This window comes from Gordonia sp. VNK21 (genome assembly GCF_046098115.1).
Taxonomy (GTDB): domain Bacteria; phylum Actinomycetota; class Actinomycetes; order Mycobacteriales; family Mycobacteriaceae; genus Gordonia.
Genome location: NZ_JBJURU010000015.1, coordinates 50933 through 70428, shown reverse-complemented (window position 1 = coordinate 70428; position 19496 = coordinate 50933). Strand labels below are relative to the sequence as shown.

Genomic DNA, 19496 nt, shown 5'->3' with positions numbered 1-19496 from the left:
CACTTCGAAGAGCACCAGCACCACCGCCAGGATCACCGCGACGGCGATCAGGACGTTGCCGATCTGGAACATCGCCTTCTGGGCGTGCGAGACGCTGCCGGCCCCGGCGACGAGCGTGGCGGTCCGGCCGAAGAAGGTGTTGGAGCCGGTCGCGATCACCACGCCGGTGGTCTCGCCCTGTTTGACGATGGAGCCGGAGTAGGCGGCGTCGCCCTGGTGTTTGCGGACCGGGACCGACTCTCCGGTGAGTGCGGATTGATCGATCGAGGCCGACGAGTCGTCGGTCAGCCGCAGGTCGGCGGGGACCACCTCGCCGAGCCGGATCTTCACGATGTCGCCGGGCACCAGGTCGGCGGCGGCGATGGTCGACCACTTACCGTCTCTGAGCACCGTCGCGTCGGGTGCGAGACCGGCCTTGAGTGCGGCCAGTGCATTGGCCGCCTTGCTGTCCTGCCAGTAGCCGAGCACGGCGTTGAACAGCAGCAGCGCGACGATGATGCCGAAGTCCTCCCAGTGCTGCAGAGCACCGGAGACGATGGCCGCGGCCTCGATCATGTACGCGATCGGGCCGGTGAAGTTCTTGAGCACCTTGTGCCACACGCTCTCGGCGTGGTCCGGCAGGCCGTTCGGACCGTAGGTGCTCAGCCGCGACGCGGCCTCCGCGGCGGTCAGCCCCGAGTCGCGGTTCGACGACAGGGTGGCCAGAACCGTATCGATGCCGGCCTTCTCCAGGTCGACGTCGGCCCCCTTGGCCGGTGTGGTCGGTGTGGCTGCCACGGTGGCAGCTGCATCGGCGGAATCGGTCACGACGGTGTCGCCCCTGTCGCTCGCTTGTGTTCATGACATTAGCCGGTTCCGGAATGGTTCTCGAGGTTTCCGGAGAGCAACGGAACCCACCTTGCACTCGCAGTGCGAGAGTGCTAAAAACGGACTTGGCACTCGTGGCATGCGAGTGCCAGGTCGGGACGGTGAGACCGGTCCCAAGACACCTCCGGTCGTCCGTCGCGGGCACCGAGTCCGGCCAGAGAACTTCAGTGTCACCCCCTACCGGAGGATCACTTACCAATGGCCAAGCAGATTGCTTTTGACGAAGAGGCGCGCCGCGGCCTGGAGCGGGGCCTGAACAGCCTCGCCGACGCCGTCAAGGTCACCCTGGGACCCAAGGGTCGCAATGTCGTCCTGGAGAAGAAGTGGGGCGCCCCCACGATCACCAACGATGGTGTGTCCATCGCCAAGGAGATCGAGCTCGAGGACCCGTACGAGAAGATCGGCGCTGAGCTGGTCAAGGAAGTCGCCAAGAAGACGGACGACGTCGCCGGCGACGGCACCACCACCGCCACCGTGCTGGCGCAGGCTCTGGTTCGCGAAGGTCTGCGCAATGTCGCGGCCGGCGCCAACCCGATGGGCCTCAAGCGCGGCATCGAGAAGGCCGTCGAGGCCGTCACCTCCTCGCTGCTGAGCAGCGCCACCGAGATCGAGACCAAGGAGCAGATCGCTGCCACCGCAGGCATCTCGGCCGGTGACCCGTCGATCGGCGAGCTGATCGCCGAGGCGATGGACAAGGTCGGCAAGGAAGGCGTCATCACGGTCGAGGAGGCGCAGACCTTCGGCCTGTCGCTGGAGCTCACCGAGGGCATGCGTTTCGACAAGGGCTACATCTCGGGCTACTTCGTCACCGACGCCGACAGCCAGGAGGCTGTGCTCGACGATCCGTACATCCTGCTCGTCTCGAGCAAGATCTCGTCGGTCAAGGATCTGCTCCCGCTGCTGGAGAAGGTCATCCAGGCCGGCAAGCCGCTGCTGATCGTCGCCGAGGACGTCGAGGGCGAGGCCCTGTCGACCCTGGTCGTGAACAAGATCCGCGGCACCTTCAAGTCCGTCGCCGTCAAGGCCCCGGGCTTCGGTGACCGTCGCAAGGCCATGCTCGCCGACATCGCCATCCTGACCGGTGGCGAGGTCATCTCCGAGGAGATCGGCCTGAGCCTGGAGTCGGCCGGCCTCGAGTCGCTCGGCCAGGCCCGCAAGGTGGTCGTCACCAAGGACGAGACCACCATCGTCGACGGTGCCGGCGACGCCGAGCAGATCGCCGGCCGGGTCGCGCAGATCCGCGGCGAGATCGAGAACAGCGACAGCGACTACGACCGCGAGAAGCTGCAGGAGCGCCTGGCCAAGCTGGCCGGCGGTGTTGCGGTGATCAAGGCCGGCGCTGCGACCGAGGTGGAGCTCAAGGAGCGCAAGCACCGCATCGAGGATGCCGTGCGCAACGCCAAGGCCGCCGTCGAGGAGGGCATCGTCGCCGGTGGTGGCGCTGCTCTGCTGCAGTCGGAGCCGGCCATCGACGGTCTGTCGCTCGAGGGCGACGAGGCCACCGGTGCCAACATCGTGAAGGTGGCGCTCTCGGCTCCGGCCAAGCAGATCGCCATCAACGCCGGTCTGGAGCCGGGCGTGGTCGCGGACAAGATCCGCAACTCGGCGGTCGGCACCGGCCTGAACGCCGCGAACGACACCTACGAGGATCTGCTCGCGGCCGGCATCAACGACCCGGTGAAGGTCACCCGCTCGGCGCTGCAGAACGCTGCGTCGATCGCGGCCCTGTTCCTCACCACCGAGGCCGTCGTCGCCGACAAGCCGGAGAAGAACCCGGCCCCGGCCATGCCGGGCGGCGACGAGATGGGCGGCATGGGCTTCTGATCCGCTGAGGATCTTTCGCCCTGCGACCAGTCGCAGAACCACACGCGAGCCGGTCATCCCCGCGGGGATGACCGGCTCGCGTGCATCGGCGGCGGCGTCACGCTCGGACCCGCCGGTCCCGGCCGGCGGCCGGAATGGACGGTCTAGTCCTCGAGGTCCGAGGGATGGGGGAAGGGCAGGTGGTTCCAGGGCGAATCGGGTGAGTCGGTGAACGGTCGCAGCCACCGGATGGAGGCGGCCACGTCCAGGCCCCAGGTGCTGGGGTAGGTGACCAGCTTGCCGGCGGCCATGCCCAGCCCGTAATCGCGCCACGAGGTGTACAGCTGCGCTGCCACATCGCGGGAGGCCAGGGCTACCCGGAGCACCAGCTCGGGCTCGCCCCAGCCGACCGCCGCACCCCAGCGGACCACGCTGCCTGCGCGCACCAGGTCGTAGCCGCCGAGCGCCTGCACCTCCTCGTCGGCGCCGAGCAGCCGGGCATCGCGCAGAATCTGCTCGGCCTTCCGGATCTCCGGAATCCGGTTCTGCAGATCGGTCAGATACTCCGGCTTCGCCTCCACCCGCTGAGCCTCCTCGGCCAGCGCCTGCGCCCAGCGCGCATCGTCGAGCACCGGAACGTCGAGCCGCTGTTTGGTCCGGGTCCGCACGACGGTGGCGTGATCGGCGATCCAGTCGCCGTAGGTGCAGTCGACCAGCCGGCCGACCACCTCGAGCCACCGTTCGGCGTCGGGGATACCCCAGGTGTCGGTGAGCCCCTCCCAGAGCGCCGGCTCGGTCAGTGCACCCACGTCTGTGGGCGAGTTCCACTGCGCGGCATTGCTGTAGACCATCGGTGCGGCGATCGCGAGCCCCTGTGCCACCGGGCCGTAGAAGTAGCCGTCCGGATCGAAGGGGATCTCGATGTCGTCGAAACCGACCCGCATCAGCATGTCGATCTCCTCGGCCGTGCTGGCCTCGTATCCCGGCTCGCCGGACGCTTTCGTGCGCTTGGTGAACAGTCCCACGGTCAGGGCTCCATATCGTCGGGATCGCCGGACCACAGTCCTGCGTTCAGCTCGGTGAAATCGGTGACTATCGGGAATTCGAGGTTTCGCCACGGGCTTTCCGGCACCAGCAGCAGGGTGGCGACGGCGGGCAGCAGCTCGTCGACGCACCGGTCCCGTTGCTCGGGTGCGGTGAACAGGGCGCGGCCGGCCAGCTGAGAGGCTGCGAACTCGCGCCAGGAGACGAAGTGCCGGCCCGCCAGGTCCCGGACGGCCAGCAGCCCCTGAACGATCGCGGGGCGGTCGGCGTAGCCGGACTGTGCACCCCAGCGGACCACCGTGATCGCATCGGCCGCCTGGACGCCGGCCGCGGTCCGGACGGTCTCGGTGCCGGCGAGCAGTCCGGCCGACCGGAGACGGTCCTCGACGGCGACGACGGCGCCGCTGATCTCATCCATCGCGCGATGTGCCTGCGGGTCCATCCCGCTCGCCTCGGCCCAGTGATGCATCGCCTCGACCCACTGGGCGCGCCCGACCTCCCGGCCGTCTCGGCGGACCAGTTCGGCGCGGAACTGCAGAACGGTCTCCAGGTCGCCGGCATGATCGCCGGTCAGCGTTGTCCCGAGGTGCCCGGCCCAGTCGCCGGCACTGTTGATCTGCAGGTTCTTCGACAGTGCGACCCGCAGCTCGTAACTGGAGACTCCGTGCAGCACAGGGGAGTTCCACTCCACCCCGGCGTCGACGGAGCCCGGTGCGTCCAGCGCGAGCGCCTGCGCCAGCGAATCGTAGAGCGGCCCGTCGGGATCGGTTCGGATCGACCCGCGGGCCAGTGCGGCGAGCTCCGGAGACACGGTCGGCTCCGGCGCGGCGCGGACCGCGAGATCGTGCTCGTGCGCGTCGGACACGGTCAGCCCCGGCCCGGGAATCCGATGTTGGTCCACGGACTGAGCGGACTCGAGAGCAGCAGCTTCGCGGTGGCCGCGGCCGACCGGTAGACCTCGTCGCTGGGATAGCCGCCCTCGAGCAGCGAGTGTCCGAGCACGTACGCGGCGGCGTAGTCCTGCCACGACGTGTAGACGGCGGAGGCGTTGTGGGCCAGCGCCTGGTGCATCTGCTGCACGGTCTGCGGATCGGAGTAGCCGAGCCGGGCGCCGGCGTGGATGAGGTAGGCGGCGTGCGCCAGATCGTAGGCGAACATGGTGACCACCCGGCGCCCGGCCGGCAGCAGTCCGTCCTCGGCCAGTTGCTGTTCGGCGTGGAAGGCCTTGACCGCGAGTCGCAGGACCAGTGCGGTGCGTGCTTCGTCCCAGCCTGCGCGGCGGCCCTGTTCGTCCACCGCGTCGATCCAGTCGCCGACGGACAGGTAGGCGGCCCCGTTCTCCTCGAGCACCGCATCCCGGACGTCCAGGGCGGTCTCGGCCGGTCTGCTGCGGATGTGTTCGCCGCGGATGAACCGGTCGGTGACGTGCAGCCAGGACTCGGCGCTGGTGATCTGCCAGCGGCGGGTGGCGGCCAGCCGTTCGTCGACGGTGGCGTCCACGACGCCGGGCGCCGCACCGGGCCGCTCCGGGGAGTTCCAGAAGACCTGGGCGGTCAGCGCGCCGGGTGCGCCCAGGGCGAGCACCGATGCCGCCGGACCGTGCGTCGGCCCCGACGGCGAGGTGAGGATCGCGGGTTCGAATCCGGCGGTCATGGGCAGCTCCTCGGCGCAGTCGATCGTGGCACGGTGAGACTACCGCCGCCGGCGGTCGGCCCCGCCGAGCGCGTCGATCGTTCGGCCGAATCCGGGTCCGCAGCGTTCCGCGACGTTCTCAAAGAACGCCTGGCCTGCGCCCCGTCAGACCGTGAGATAGCTGCTCAACCAGGCGTTCAGGATCGCATGCTCGCGCTGTGGGCGGTCGCGCAGAACCGCACCGATCGCCAGCCCGCGCAGCAGGCTGAGCAGGCCGTCGAGGAAGATCTCGAAGGACTCGTCGTCCAGGTCGCCGACGACCGGCTCGAGGATCGACCGGAGCTGCTCCATCAACCGGTGGGCGCCCGGCTGCAGTGCCGCGCGGAGTTCGGTGTCGGTCCGGGCCGCCAGCCACAGCTCGAGGCCGGCCACGAAGGTCGCCCGGCGGGTCACCTCGTGAATCGCCTCGGTGACGTCGGCGAGGGTGGCCCCGGAACCGCTCACCGAGCGGATCTCGCCGGCCTGCTGCTCGGCGATGTGATCGATGGCGGCCACGGCCAGCTCGCGCATCGACCCGAAGTGGTGGGTGAGGGCACCGCGGGTGACGCCGGCCGCCTCCTGGACGCGCGCCATGGTGAATCCCGCGTAGCCGTGGCTCACCAGGACGTCGACCGCCCCGGTGAGGATCTTCTCCCGGGTGCGCACGGCACGCTCTTGACGGGGCTCGACGGGCATGCGAGCATTCTGTCAGATCAAAACAGACCATTTGATCTGTTTATCTGCGAGCCGAGCTGATGGAGGACTGATCGAGATGGCAATGGCGGCGACTCATATCCGGCGGGGTGCGGCGGCCTATGCCGACCGGCCGGCCGTCTACGTCGGCGACGACGTGCTCACCTTCCGGGAGGTGAACGAGCGGGCGAATCTGATCGCCCACCGGCTGCTGCAGGCAGGCGTCGGCAAGGGTGCGCACGTCGCACTGCTGGTGAACAACGGGCTGAACTCGATTCCGATGGAGTTCGCTGCGATCAAGACCGGCCTGGTGAGGGTGCCGCTGAACGCACGACTCTCTCTCGACGAGCATGCCGCCATGGTCGAGGGATCGGCGGCCTCGGTGCTCGTGGCCGACGATTCGCTGATCGATCGGGCCGGTGAGCTGGCCGAGCGGAATCCGGGAATCGCGGTGTACGGACTCGGCACCGCACGCGGTGGCGTCGACGACCTTCTGGCCCCCGCCCGCGAACCTGTCGGCGAACCGGCGGTGGAGCTGTCGCCGGACGATCCGACGCTGATGCTGTACACCTCGGGCACCACCGGAACGCTCAAAGCCGTGGTCCACACTCAGGGCTCCTACGGCGCCATCTGCACCAACATCCTGGCGAACCTCCTGGACCCGCAACGAGACTCGGTCATGCTGCACGCGGCCTCGCTCATCCACGCGAGCGGCACCTTCGTGCTGCCGTACTGGGTGCGCGGCGGCGCCTCGGCGGTCCTTCCGGGGTTCGAGCCGTCGGCTTTCACCGCCGCGATCGAGCGCTACCGGGTGACCGAGATCAACCTCGTCCCGACGATGTTCGCGATGCTCTTGAACAGCGGGGCATTGGAGACGACCGACCTGACCTCGTTGCGCAAGGTCATCTACGGTGCGAGTCCCATGCCCAGACCGGTGCTCGAGCGGTCCCTTCAGGTCTTCGGCCCGATCATGGCGCAGTACTACGGACAGACCGAGGCGCCGCTCGTGATCGCCTCGCTCGACGAGACCGACCACGGCGACCGATCACTGTGGGGCGCGTGTGGACTACCGTCCACGGACGTCGACCTGAAACTGATCGACGACGACGGGAACGCGGTGCCCACCGGACAGATCGGGGAGATCACGGTGCGCGCACCGTTCCAGATGGCGGGCTATTACGGTGCGGACGAACTGAACGCCGCGACGATCACCGCCGACGGCTGGATCCGGACCCGCGATCTCGCTCGCTTCGACGAGCGCGGATACCTGCACCTGGTCGACCGGACCAGCGACATGATCATCAGCGGCGGCTACAACGTGTACCCGCGCGAGGTCGAGGATGCGCTCTCGGCGCATCCGGCGGTCGCGGAATGCGCCGTGGTCGGTGCACCCGACGACAAGTGGGTGGAGGCCGTGACGGCCTTCGTCACCCTCAAACCCGGAGCCGACGCGGGCGAGGACGAACTGATCGATTTCGTGCGCGGCCGGATCGCCGCCCACAAGGCGCCCAAGCAGGTCCACTTCATCGAGGCGATCCCCAAGTCGGCGGTCGGCAAGGTGCTGCGGCGCGCACTGCGCGAGCCGTTGTGGGGTGAGCGGTGATGGACAGCGTCCGGATCGAACGCGACGGCGAGGTCTTCCTGGTCATCATGACCAGGCCGGAGCGGCACAATGCGGTCGACGGTCCGATGGCGGCCGAACTCGCCGATGCCTTCGGGTCCTTCGCCGAGTCGGATGCGGCCGTCGCGGTACTGGCGGGCGACGGTCCGTCGTTCTGTGCCGGTGCCGACCTGAAGGCCGTCGGCACCGACCGTGGCAACAGCCTCGACCCGGCCGGGGACGGTCCGATGGGGCCGACCCGGATGAAGCTCGACAAGCCGGTGATCGCCGCGATCAACGGCAACGCCGTGGCCGGCGGGCTCGAACTGGCGCTGTGGTGCGATCTGCGGGTGGTGGACGAGGACGCGACCCTCGGTGTCTACTGCCGACGGTGGGGAGTGCCGCTGATCGACGGCGGAACGGTGCGTCTGCCGAGGCTGATCGGCCACAGTCGCGCAATGGATCTCATCCTCACCGGCCGGCCGGTGGACGCCGCCGAGGCGCTGGACTTCGGACTGGTGAACCGGGTGGTGCCGTCGGGGACCTGCCGGACCGCCGCGGTTGCGCTGGCACACGACATCGCGCGCATGCCGCAAGTGTGCCTGCGCGGAGACCGTCGCTCGGCCCGGGAGCAGTGGGGTGACGACGAGACGACCGCCATGGCACGCGAATTCACCATCGGCCTGACCTCGCTCCAGGAGAACGGAGTGGCCGGTGCCGGACGATTCGCCGCGGGCAAGGGACGCGGCGGCTCGTTCGACGACATCTGATCGGCGACCGGACCGATCAGTCCAGATGTGTGGAAAGCACTGCGGCCCAGGAATAGTCGTCGTGGCCGCCGGAGTAGCGGTCCAGCTGCACCGGATGCCCCACCTCGCGGGCGGTGTCGGCGAGGTCGAGTACGCGCTCGATGAGCGGTCCCTCGTAGTCGCCCACCGCGAGCCGGATCCGGAAGGACGGTTCGTCCTGGCCGCGCAGCAGGTCGTGCACCCACTCCTCGCGCTGTCCCACGTCGGCGGCGCGACCGGTCAGGCCGGGCCGCCACCACACCGACGGTGAATAGACCAGCACCTCGTCGATCAGCCCGGGCCGTCTCGCGGCGAGGGTGAGTGCGGCGATACCGCCGAGCGACTGGCCCACGGCGATCACCTGCTCGGGTGCGCCGCCGAGTGCGGCGCGTGCGGCCGGGATCAGCTGCTCGGCGACGGCATCGGCCAGGTGCGGGTTCCCGCCCAGCAGTGCGAGCCGCTCCGGCGGGCGGGACGGCGAGTCGATCCCGGCGATCGCATAGCGGCGGCGGCTCCGCCCGCTGCGGTACGCCGCGTCGAGCACGCGATCCAGGCGGTAGCGGCCCAGCCACTTCTCGGAGTCGTAGACCACCAGCAGCGCCGGCGGCGGACCGTCGACGGCGGGCATGCTCAGCCGGCACGGCACCTGCCGGCCGTCGACGTCGATCGTCGTCGCCGAGACGGTGCGTTCGTCGGGCTCGCCGGCCGAGTGCCAGAGCGTCATGTCCGGTGCGTCGTCACCGTGCAGCACCGAGCCGAACGGCGAACCGCCGGCGGCGAGCCGGTTGTGCGGATCGACCACCGCGTCGCGGACCAGCTCGCGGGTGTACTGCAGGCCGTCCTCGGTCAGGGCCGGATCGCCCGGGCGGTAGGGGTACATCCGGTAGCCGGACATCACCCCGGCCGGTTCGGTCAGCTCCACGCACCAGATCCGGGTGCCGGGCACGCGATGCAGTTCGCCGCGGGCCATCCGGTGCTTGTCGGTGAGGCGATTGGCCCACAGGTAGACCCCGGCCAGCGGCTCCTCGCCGGGTTCCTCGATCCAGGCGAAGAGCAGCCGCCGGTTCCCGGGGTGTTCGGGATCGGCGGTGATCAGCGGGGTGCCGAGCCGATCGAGGGCATCGATGAGCAGGTCCTGGTCGACGGGCCGGCCGCCGCACAACAGGTCCCGTACCTGCTGTGCGGTCAGCTCCGCGGGATCGCCGGCGCTGCTCACGAGTCCGTTCCGTCGATCCGCTGTGCGATCCGGGCCAGATTCTCGGCCCGGACCATGCCCGGGTGGTTGGTGTCCAGGTCGATGCGGGTGAGGCCGCCGCCCAGGAGCGGTTCCCAGGCCTGTGGCTTCAGGAAGTCCTGGCTGTCGCGGGCCGCGCGGAACAGCAGCGCATCCCCGGGGTACACGGAGCTGCGATGGGTGCGCATCAGGGTCGCGAAGTGGGCGACGATGCCGGCGATGGCCCGCACCTGCTGCGGGGCCAGGCCACCGAATGCCGTGTGCGCACCGCGCAGCGCGGCGAGCAGTTCCTCATCCGAGTCGAGCGGAACGTCGTCGATCCCGGCCATGATCAGAAACGCCCGGCGCACCTCCGCGTCCGACGGGGCGGGCTGGTCCGCCCACAGCTCGCTCGGGTAGGCGTCGAGCAGGCACAGCCGCTCGACCGTGCGGCCGCGGGCGGATGCCGCGGCGGCCATCTCGTGGGCGATCACACCGCCCACCGACCAGCCGAGCAGGCGGATCGGGCCGTCCGGCGCCACCTCGTCGATCGCCGCCAGATAGCGGTCGGCCACCTCGGACAGGCTCTGCGGCAAGGCTTCTCCGTGCAGGCCGTCGGCCTGCAGCGCGTACACGGCGGCGCCGGGGCGCAGCGGTGCGAGCAGGCCGGAGTAGCACCAGCCCAGTCCGCCGGCGGGATGGACGCAGAACAGCGGGGCGTCGGTGCTGTCCGGGTCGCCCGTGCGCAGGGTGAGCAGGCGGCCGAACGGGTCCACCGAGTCGTCACCGGAGAGCCGGGCGGCCAGTGCGGCCACCGACGGTGCGGCGAAGACATCGGAGACGGCCACCTCGCGGCCGGAAACCTCGCCGGCCCGGGCGGCGAGCCGGGTGGCCGAGAGCGAGTTGCCGCCCAGGTCGAAGAAGCTGTCGGTGGACGAGACCTCGTCGCGGCCGAGGATCTCGGCGAAGACCTCGGTGAGCGTCATCTCCAGCGGTGACGCCGGGGCGATGATCTCCCGGGCGCCCAGGACCGGCTCGGGCAGCCGCTTGCGGTCGAGTTTGCCGTTGCGGGTCATCGGCAGGGCGTCGAGGATCTCGACGGCGTCGGGCACCATGTAGCTCGCCAGCGTCTGCGCGAGATGACTGCGCAGGGCGGCGGCATCGAGGGTCTTTCCGTCCTCCGGCACGGCGTAGCCGACGAGCATCGCCGAGGTGCCGTCGCCGCGCACCACCACCACGGCCCGGTCGACGTCGGGGGCGGCCGACAACTGCGAGGCGATCTCGCCGAGCTCGATGCGACGGCCGCGGATCTTCACCTGGTCGTCGACCCGGCCGATGTAGTCGATGTTCCCGTCGGCGCGCCGGCGGGCCAGATCGCCGGTGGCGTACATGCGCTGTCCGGGGGTGAACGGATCGGCGACGAACCGGGTGGCGGTGAGCCCGGGCCGGCGCAGGTAGCCGCGGGCCAGCTGCACCCCGGCCAGATACAGTTCGCCGGCATTGCCCGGTGCCTGCGGGCGCAGGGCATCGTCGAGAACATAGACGGCGCTGTTGCTGACCGGCAGACCGATCGGCACCGACTGCCCGTCCCACTGTGCATCCGGGCGCCACCAGGTGATGTCGACGGCGGCCTCGGTGGGGCCGTACAGGTTCGCCACCACGCCGCGGCCCAAGATCTCCTCGGCCGTGCGGAGCGTCTCCGGCTGCAGAGCCTCACCCGAGCAGACGACCAGCCGCAGGCCGGTGATCGCCCGGGCCTGCGGCTCGGTGAGGAAGGCGGCGAGCGCCGACGGCACGAAGTGGCACACCGTGATCCGCTGATCGACGACCTCCCGGACCAGCCGCGCGGTGTCCCGGTGCGCACCGGGTGAGGCCAGCGAGAGCTGTGCGCCGGTGAGCATCGGCCAGAAGAACTCCCACACCGAGACGTCGAACGAGTACGGCGTCTTCTGCATGACGATGTCGTCGGGGGCGAGGTGGAAGGTCTCGTCCATCCACCGCAGCCGGTTGACGATCGCGAGGTGTTCGATCAGCACGCCCTTCGGCTTGCCGGTCGATCCGGAGGTGAAGATGATGTACGCGCCGTCGTGCGGTGCCGGTGACGCGCCGACGGCCGGTTCGCGGGTGAAGCGGGGAGTCACCTCCAGTGCCAGATCCTCCCAGCGCCAGGGGTTCTCGGCCCCGTCGCCGCCGGGAGTGAGTTCGGCTACCGGACGGGCGTCGTCGATGATCGAGGCGATCCGCTCGTCCGGGAGCTCCGGGTCGATCGGCAGATAGGCAGCGCCGGCCATGATGGTCGCGAGGATGGCGACGACGGTCTCCGGGGACCGGTCGAGCCGCAGCGCGACCACCGCGTCGGGACCGGCGCCGAGCCCGCGCAGCACCTGGGCGAGCGACTCGACGGCGCGGAACAGTTCGGTGTAGGTCAGCGTCCGGCCGGTCCACGAGAGGGCGGGCCGCTCGGCGTGGCGCAGTGCCGATTCGGCCAGCAGTGCGGTGAGCGTGGTCGCGGGCAGCGGTGCCGCCGTGTGGTTGAACTCCTCGATCTGGGCGCGGGCGGCCGCGTCGTCGACGATCGGCAGGCTGCCGAGCCGGGTCTGCGGATCGACCGTCGCCAGGGCGTCGATCAGCGAGATCAATTGCCGTGCATGCTGATCGGTGACGGAACTGGAGTAGCGGTCGGGGTTGCCCTCCACTTCGAGCACCAGACCGCCGTCGGGCTGCGGCGAGGCGGTGAAGGTGATGTCGTCCACCGGGCCCATCGCGATGTTGGTGATGTGTCCGCCGGCGTCACCCAGAGTCAGCTCCGGGGTGAAGAACTTGATGTTCACCACCGGGCCGTAGAGCGCGTTGTCGTTGCCCACCGCGCCCACCTCGCGGCGCACCAGTTCGGCGCGGTAGCCGCTGTGCGGTCGCACCTGCCGGATCTCGGCATCGACCGCGTCGATCAGGGTGTGCACGGTGTCGGTGGGCGCCACGGTGATCCGGAGCGGCAGGATGTTGACGGCCGGCTCGATGGTCGGGCGCCGGCCGAGTGCGCGGTTGGCCCACGGCATGCCCAGCGCCACCTCGCGTTCGGCCGACAGGGCCGCGGTGTAGAGGGCGGCGGCGGCCATCGCGGTCTCGGCCCAGCCGCGTCCCTCGGGCAGGGTGCGGGCCGGCAGCTGCCGGACGGCGCGGTGCGCACGCCGCACGCCGACGGCATGACCGGCGGTGGTCAGGCTCGGCGGTTCGGGTTCGCCGGCGCAGTAGTCCCGCCAGAAGCCGGCGTCGTCGCCGGTCTCGCCGGCGGCCGGTGAGGGCTCGGCGAACGGGGGCTCGGGCAGGTCCGTGCCGGCCAGCCGGGCGGTGTAGCAGGCGGCGATCCACCGGAGCAGCGCTGCGAAGGAGTAGCCGTCGACGGCGATGTGATGGATGCGCTGCACCCAGACGTGGTGGTCGTCGGCGATCCGGACCAGGACCTGATCACTGAGCAGCGGACCGGAGATCTCGCCGGTGGGGGCGGCGGCCATCAGCTCGGCGGTGAGGGTGCGGCAGCGCTGCTCCGGATCGCCCTCGCCGCGGGCGTCGACCACCCGCAGCCGGTGTTCACGCTGATCGGCCAGACGCTCGGGCCCCTCGGCCCCGGACACGTACCGGGCGTTGAGAGCCGGAATCTGCGACAGGCAGTGGGCCAGGACCGGGGCGAAGACCGCCACGTCGAAGTCGCCGTGGACGTCGATGCGTTCGGCGCACTGATACACCGGGGAACCGGGTGTCTGCTGCTGTCCGAACCAGAGGGCGAGCTGGGTGGCGGAGAGCCCGGTGAGGGCAGGTGACGGGGCAGACATCGAGGTCTTTCACACTGCTTTCTTCTCGGCGCCGGGCGAACGCCGACGCAGTGGTCCGAAGGGGACGGGAAGCAAACTTAGGGTACCCATACTATAAGCTCGGTCCGTGGCTCTCTTTCCCGCAGACTTCGCACAACGGTATCGGCAGCAGGGGTACTGGATCGGGCAGACGCATACCGCGCTGCTCGAACAGTCGGCGCAACGGCATCCCGAGCGCGTCGCGGTGATCGACGACCGCCGCAGTCTGAGTTACGCCGACCTGCTCGCCGGGTCGCGGGCCCTCGCGCACGGCTTCGCCGCGGCCGGCTGGGAGCCGGGGCAGCGGGTGGTGGTGCACCTGCCCAATGTCAGCGAATACCTCGAGGTGATCTTCGGGCTCTACGACGCCGGGCTGGTGCCGGTGTTCGCGCTCGCCTCGCACGGCCGATCCGAGATCGACGACCTGCTGACCCGCTCGGAGGCGGTCGGCTATGTCACCGCCGACCGGATCGGCGGTCAGAACCACCTCGGCGTGGTGGCCGAGCTCTCCGCCGAACATCCGGGCGTGGGTGTCGCGGTGGTCCCGGTCGGCGACGGTTCCACCGGTGTCCTGCCCGGTCTCGACGGCTTCCGGGGCGACGGCTCGGCGTCGACCGGCCGCAGCTCCGGTCCTGAGGAACTGGCCTTTCTGCAGCTCTCCGGCGGCACCACCGGTGCACCCAAACTGATTCCGCGCAGCCACGACGACTATCTGTACTCGGTTCGGGAGAGCGCCGCCATCTGCGGCCTGACCGACGATTCGGTGTTCGGCGTGGTGCTGCCGGTCTCGCACAACTTCACCATGAGCTCGCCCGGCGTCCTAGGAGCCGTCCACGCGGGCAGCCCGATCGTGATGATCGGCGGCCCGGACCCGGACTCGGTCTTCGCCGCCGTGGCCCAGCACGGCATCACGCATCTGTCGGTGGTGCCGCCGCTGCTGGCCGCTTGGATCGACAGCAGCGCGCGCACCCGCTACGACCTGTCCTCGCTGCAGGTGGTGGGTGTCGGCGGCGCCAAGCTGTCGCGCTCGCTCGCCGAGCGGGTGCCGCAGGCGCTCGGGGCGACCCTGCAGCAGGTCTTCGGGATGGCGGAGGGGCTGGTGAACTACACCCGGCTCGACGACGATCTCGAGACCATCGTCGCCACCCAGGGGCGCCCGATCAGTCCCGACGACGAGATCCGCATCGTCGATCGTGAGGGCCGGGTGCTGCCCGACGGTGAGGCGGGCAGTCTGCAGACGCGCGGCCCGTACACGATCCGCAGCTACTGGCACGGGACGAGCGCCACTTCGGCGGCCGACGCAGCACGGACTGCCGACTCGTTCACCGACGACGGCTTCTACATCACCGGTGACCTCGCGGTGCGCGACGCGCGCGGCTATCTCACCGTGGTGGGCCGGGACAAGGATCAGATCAATCGGGCCGGCGAGAAGATCTCGCCGGAGGAGATCGAGAACCTGCTGCTGGCGCTGCCCGGGGTGCGGGACGTGTCGGTGGTCGGAGTGGCCGACGACCGGCTGGGCGAGCGGATCGTGGCCTATCTGATCCCCTCGGAGACCCGGGACGAGCCGCTGCCGGATGCCTTCGCGATCCGCGGTCACCTGCGGGAGCAGGGGCTGGCTCAGTTCAAGATCCCGGATCAGATCGAGGTGGTGGACGAGTTCCCGACCACCGCGGTCGGCAAGGTGAGCAAGAACGCGCAGCGGGATGGATCCGCACCGGACTCCGGCGATGGCGCCGCGGCGCCCACGGCGCAGCCGGAGCCGGCGGCCGATGCCGGCCCGGGAGAGCGGGTCCGGGCCGACCTGGCGGCCAAACTCGGTCTGGACGTCTCGGCGATCACGGGATCGATTCCCTTGGCGGACACCGGAATCGACTCGCTGTCGTTGATGGCGCTGCTCGACAAATGGCGGGCCGGCGGTGCGCAGGGGCTCGACTTCGAGGAACTGGCTCAGGCGGAGACGGTCGACGAACTGGTGTCGATCGTGCTCGACGCTCAGGAGTGAGAATTCCCACTTAGGTTAGCCTCCACTGATTTGCTACGGTTACCAGCTATGACCTCTTTGCGTGCACTCCGCCGGGCCGCCGTGCCCGTGGCCGCGAGCCTGCTTCTGACCGTTCCGCTGATCGACGCCGCCCCGGCGCAGGCCGCACCCGCCGTGAAGTACCGGCTGTCGTCGATCGACGCCGGCGTCGCCGAAGGCGCCGAGCTGGCCGTCGACACCTCGCGCCGGAAGATCTTCGTCTCCGACGGCGACGACTACAACCACAAGGACCCGAAGACCGGCCAGGTGGGCCCGAACCCGCACCTGCTCACCCCCGCGGTCTCGGTGATCGATGCCGACAGCCGCAAGGTGCTGCGCGAGATCGACTACTCGGGTCTGCCGCTCACCCAGCTGCCGGTGTACGGCGGCGTCGCCTCGGTGCCGATGCAGCAGGTGCCGGTGGGGATCGCCCTGGACACCACGCACGGCCGCGTGGTGACCACCAACGCGCACAACAACGCCGCCACCGTGGTCTCGATGAACGCGGCCAAGGCCACCGACCGCGACATGGTCAAGTCGTCGAAGTCGCTGGCGCACACCATGGGCGTGACCGTCGACGGTCCGGCCGGCCGGGCGTACATCGCCGTGCACGACGAGAACGCCGTCGCCGTGATCGACACCGCCACCCGCCGTGAGGTCGCGCGGATCGGGGGCATCTTCAAGCCCTCGCTGCTCGACGTCGACCCGGCCCGGCACCGCCTCTACGTGGGCAACGCCGACACCAAGGCCAAGAAGAACAACTTCGTCGCCGTCGTGGACACCCGCACCAACACGGTGATCAAGAAGATCCCGACCAAGTCCAACAGCCGGCCCACCGTGGACCGGGCGACCGGGAAGATCTACGCCGGCAGCTTCGACACCGGTGAGGTGGCCGTGATCGATCCCGATTCGCTGGCCGTGATCGACACCATCGAGACCGGCTCCACCCCGGTGAAGATCGCGGTGGACTCCACCCGCCAGCTGGCCTACACCGCCAACCTGTTCAAGAAGTCGATCAGCATCATCGATCTGAACACCGACGCGGTACTCGCCACGGTGCCCACCAAGAGCAGCATGCACACGGTGGCCGTGGACGAGAAGACCGGCCGCGTGTACGCGACCGAGTTCCAGAGCTCTAAGCTCACCGTGCTCTCGGTCACTCGCTCCTGACGGATTCTTGTTAGGAGATCCTAAGCGGGCGTAATCTGCCCGCATGACGATTCGCGCCCGCTCTCTCACCGCCCGCCTCGCCGGGACCGTCTTCGCCGGATCTCTGATGATCGGCGCTGTCGCGGTCCCGGCGACGGCGCACGCCGACACGGTCGGCGGCGGCTGGTCCTTCGCCACCTCGTCGGTGCCCGCCGGGGTCGCCAGCGGCGGTGAACTGGCCGTCGACCCGAGCCGCAACTCGGTCTTCGTCACCGACAGCGACTTCGTGATGATGACCAAGGGCGGCACCGACGTCACCCTCAAACTGCACGAGATCACCCCCAAGGTGAGCGTGGTGAACACCGCGTCCAAGCGACCGGTGCGCTCGATCGACTTCTCGGGCCAGCCGTGGGGCGTCATGCCCTTCGGCAACGTCCCGGTGGTGCCCACCCCGCAGGTGCCCGACGGCATCGGCCTCGACACCGTGCACGGCAAGGTGATCACCTCCAACTCGCACGCCAACGGCATCACCGTCGTCGACATGAAGGCCAAGACCACCAGTGCGGCGAATCTGATCTCGCTGCCGCTCGCGCATCCGATGGGTGTGGCGGTGACCGACGCCGGCCGGGCCTACGTCGCACTGAACGCCGACAACTCCGTCGCCGTGGTCAACACGGTGACCGGGAAGCAGGTCGGCAGCATCAAGAACATCTTCATGCCGAGCTTCCTCGACGTCGACGACTCGCGGCACCGTCTGTACGTGGGCAACGCAGACTACAACGACAAGAAGGTCAACTATCTGACCGTCGTCGACACCCGCACCGACAAGGTGATCAAGAAGATCGCCACCCCGTCCAACTCCCGGCCCAAGGTCGATCATGCGACCGGCCTGGTGTGGGCGGCCAGCTTCGACACCGGCAAGGTGACCATCATCGATCCGGACAGCCTGCGCATCGTCGGCACCATCGACACCAAGACCACCCCGGCCAAGGTGGCCATCGACTCGCAGCGTGGCCTGCTCTACACCTCGAACCTGCAGAAGAAGACCATCACGGTGATCGACACCGCCAGCCGTAAGGTGATCGCCACCGTCCCGGTCAAGGGCGCGCCGCACACCGTGGCCGTCGACGAGCGGACCGGTACCGTGTACGCCTCTCAGCACCAGAACGGCAAGCTCACCGTGCTCACGGTGACCCGCCGCTGACGCGGAGGCACACTCGGAGCGTCTGCACATTCCGGGTCCCGGCTCACGCCGGGACCCGGAATGCATCGCGCGCCGGAGATCCGGCACGAATCGGCCCGGGTGGAGAGCCCCGGGGAGGGAGAGACTCTGCCAGGATCGAGGTATGAGCACTCAGCACCCGGCCCCGGGTTCGCCCAGCCCGATCGCACTTCTGCCCAACCTGCGGGACCTCGGCGGGTGGTCCACCGCCGACGGCCGGACCGTCCGGTCGTCGGTCCTCTACCGCTCCACCGACTTCCGCACCATCGGCGGCGACGTGGCCGTCCTCGAACCGCTGGGTCTGCGCACCGTCTACGACCTGCGTTCGCAGGCCGAGCGCAGCGCCAGCCCCGATCCGTCGCTGCCGGGAGCCGCTGATGTGGCGCTCGACGTCCTCGCCGACGACCAGACCGCCATTCCCGGCAACCTCGACAAGGTGCTGTCGGATCCCAAGGTGATCCTGGAGATGGAGAAACAGTACGGCGGCAAGGACTTCGACCCGGTCTCACTGATCGTCGGCACCTACCGCGACATGATCGCGATGCCCAGTGCGCTCACCGCCTATCGGCGCTTCTACCGGGGACTGCTCGGTGCCGATCAGGAGCCGGCACTGTTTCACTGCACCACCGGCAAGGACCGGACCGGTTGGGCCGCAGCATCATTCCTGACGCTGATGGGGGTGGGGCGCGACGAGGTCTACCACGATTATCTGCTCACCAACGACCGCCTGCTGCCGAGCTTCGACCACCTCTTCGAGGCCCTCGACGCGGCCGGCGGCAACTCCGCGGTCCTCAAACCGGTCCTGGGGGTGCGTGCGGATTACCTCGACGCGGCGTTCACCGAGGTCGACAAGCAGTTCGGCGGAATGGCCGGTTACTTCGAGAAGGGTCTGCAGCTCGACTCCGCGGCGCAGCAGCAGCTGCGTGACCGATTCCTCGTCGGCTGAGAACAGCGGCGCGGTAGTTTACTCACATGGCTGTTGAGGTAAGCACGGAATTCGACATCAATGCACCGCTGTCCGTCGTGATGGACGTTCTCAAGGACATCGACGCGCTGCCGGACTGGTCCAGCGCGCACAAGTCGGCGAAGGTCCTGAGTACACACGAGGACGGCACCCCCGACCACGCCGAGGTCTCGGTGGGTCTGGCCGGCATCAACGACACCCAGGAACTGGCCTACACCTGGACCGACACCACCTGCACCTGGGATCTGGTCTCTTCGGGCCAGCTGTCGAGCCAGCACGGCCAGTACACCCTCGCCGCGGTGTCCGACGACAAGACGCACGTGCGGATGGACCTGGCCATCGATCTGAAGATCAAGCTGCCCGGGCTGATCGTCAAGCGCGGTCAGAAGGCCGCCGCCGAGACCGCCAAGAAGGGGCTGACGGCCGAGGCCGAGCGCCGCGCGAAGGCCTGACCCGCAACCACCGACCATCGCGCCCGGGGCGCGGTCCGCATCCGGCGGATCGCGCCCCGGGCGCCGTCGTGCTCAGCGGTGTTCCCGGCCGGTTCCCGCGTCGGCCATCGGCTGTTCACATGATCGTGCGAACTGTGGTGAGCCTTACCCGGCAGACAG

Annotated in this window: 15 protein-coding genes; 8 read left to right on the top strand and 7 right to left on the bottom strand. The window is 69.4% G+C overall.

The window, feature by feature from the left end; translation table 11 throughout:
• The coding region (locus tag ACJMNC_RS15885) for an HAD-IC family P-type ATPase (protein ID WP_408948938.1) at nucleotides 1–777 on the bottom strand (777 nt) is incomplete at its 3' end.
• A 288-nt stretch (nucleotides 778–1065) separates the two neighbouring features.
• Between ACJMNC_RS15885 and groL the strand changes: the two genes are divergently transcribed.
• Nucleotides 1066–2691, top strand: coding sequence for a chaperonin GroEL (groL, locus tag ACJMNC_RS15880; RefSeq protein WP_408948937.1), 1626 nt, complete (start codon nucleotides 1066–1068; stop codon nucleotides 2689–2691).
• A 143-nt stretch (nucleotides 2692–2834) separates the two neighbouring features.
• Here the strand turns inward: groL and ACJMNC_RS15875 are convergent, their stop codons facing one another.
• From ACJMNC_RS15875 to ACJMNC_RS15860, 4 genes are all read right to left on the bottom strand, one after another.
• Nucleotides 2835–3695 carry a DUF1266 domain-containing protein gene (locus ACJMNC_RS15875; protein WP_408948936.1) on the bottom strand — a complete coding sequence of 287 codons (861 nt, stop codon included), beginning with the start codon at nucleotides 3693–3695 and terminating at the stop codon, nucleotides 2835–2837.
• Nucleotides 3696–3697: 2 nt separating this feature from the next.
• Nucleotides 3698–4615, bottom strand: a complete 918-nt coding sequence (locus ACJMNC_RS15870) for a DUF1266 domain-containing protein (RefSeq protein WP_408948935.1) — start codon at nucleotides 4613–4615, stop codon at nucleotides 3698–3700.
• On the bottom strand, nucleotides 4582–5367 hold the full coding sequence (locus ACJMNC_RS15865; protein ID WP_408948934.1) for a DUF1266 domain-containing protein: 786 nt from the start codon (nucleotides 5365–5367) through the stop codon (nucleotides 4582–4584). The genes ACJMNC_RS15870 and ACJMNC_RS15865 overlap by 34 nt, the downstream gene beginning before the upstream one ends.
• Nucleotides 5368–5511: 144 nt before the next feature.
• On the bottom strand, nucleotides 5512–6081 hold the full coding sequence (locus tag ACJMNC_RS15860; protein WP_408948933.1) for a TetR/AcrR family transcriptional regulator: 570 nt from the start codon (nucleotides 6079–6081) through the stop codon (nucleotides 5512–5514).
• 76 nt (nucleotides 6082–6157) lie between these two features.
• Here ACJMNC_RS15860 and ACJMNC_RS15855 point away from each other — a divergent pair, with 76 nt between their 5' ends.
• Entirely contained in the window at nucleotides 6158–7681 is a 1524-nt protein-coding gene (locus ACJMNC_RS15855) for an AMP-binding protein (protein ID WP_408948932.1), read from the top strand.
• Entirely contained in the window at nucleotides 7681–8448 is a 768-nt protein-coding gene (locus ACJMNC_RS15850; protein WP_408948931.1) for a crotonase/enoyl-CoA hydratase family protein, read from the top strand. Before ACJMNC_RS15855 ends, ACJMNC_RS15850 begins: the two co-directional genes overlap by 1 nt.
• A gap of 16 nt (nucleotides 8449–8464) precedes the next feature.
• Here the strand turns inward: ACJMNC_RS15850 and ACJMNC_RS15845 are convergent, their stop codons facing one another.
• Nucleotides 8465–9682 carry an enterochelin esterase domain-containing protein gene (locus ACJMNC_RS15845; RefSeq protein WP_408948930.1) on the bottom strand — a complete coding sequence of 406 codons (1218 nt, stop codon included), beginning with the start codon at nucleotides 9680–9682 and terminating at the stop codon, nucleotides 8465–8467.
• Nucleotides 9679–13509, bottom strand: coding sequence for an amino acid adenylation domain-containing protein (locus ACJMNC_RS15840; protein ID WP_408948929.1), 3831 nt, complete (start codon nucleotides 13507–13509; stop codon nucleotides 9679–9681). The genes ACJMNC_RS15845 and ACJMNC_RS15840 overlap by 4 nt, the downstream gene beginning before the upstream one ends.
• A gap of 106 nt (nucleotides 13510–13615) precedes the next feature.
• Between ACJMNC_RS15840 and ACJMNC_RS15835 the strand changes: the two genes are divergently transcribed.
• The 5 genes from ACJMNC_RS15835 (at nucleotide 13616) to ACJMNC_RS15815 (ending at nucleotide 19337) form a co-directional block, all read left to right on the top strand.
• Entirely contained in the window at nucleotides 13616–15532 is a 1917-nt protein-coding gene (locus tag ACJMNC_RS15835) for an AMP-binding protein (RefSeq protein WP_408948928.1), read from the top strand.
• A gap of 48 nt (nucleotides 15533–15580) precedes the next feature.
• On the top strand, nucleotides 15581–16720 hold the full coding sequence (locus ACJMNC_RS15830; RefSeq protein ID WP_408948927.1) for a YncE family protein: 1140 nt from the start codon (nucleotides 15581–15583) through the stop codon (nucleotides 16718–16720).
• Nucleotides 16721–16763: 43 nt separating this feature from the next.
• On the top strand, nucleotides 16764–17903 hold the full coding sequence (locus tag ACJMNC_RS15825) for a YncE family protein (RefSeq protein ID WP_408948926.1): 1140 nt from the start codon (nucleotides 16764–16766) through the stop codon (nucleotides 17901–17903).
• 142 nt (nucleotides 17904–18045) lie between these two features.
• Complete coding sequence (locus tag ACJMNC_RS15820) at nucleotides 18046–18867, top strand: tyrosine-protein phosphatase (protein WP_408948925.1); 822 nt, start codon at nucleotides 18046–18048, stop codon at nucleotides 18865–18867.
• Nucleotides 18868–18893: 26 nt separating this feature from the next.
• Nucleotides 18894–19337, top strand: coding sequence for an SRPBCC family protein (locus ACJMNC_RS15815; protein ID WP_408948924.1), 444 nt, complete (start codon nucleotides 18894–18896; stop codon nucleotides 19335–19337).
• Nucleotides 19338–19496: the final 159 nt, after the last annotated feature.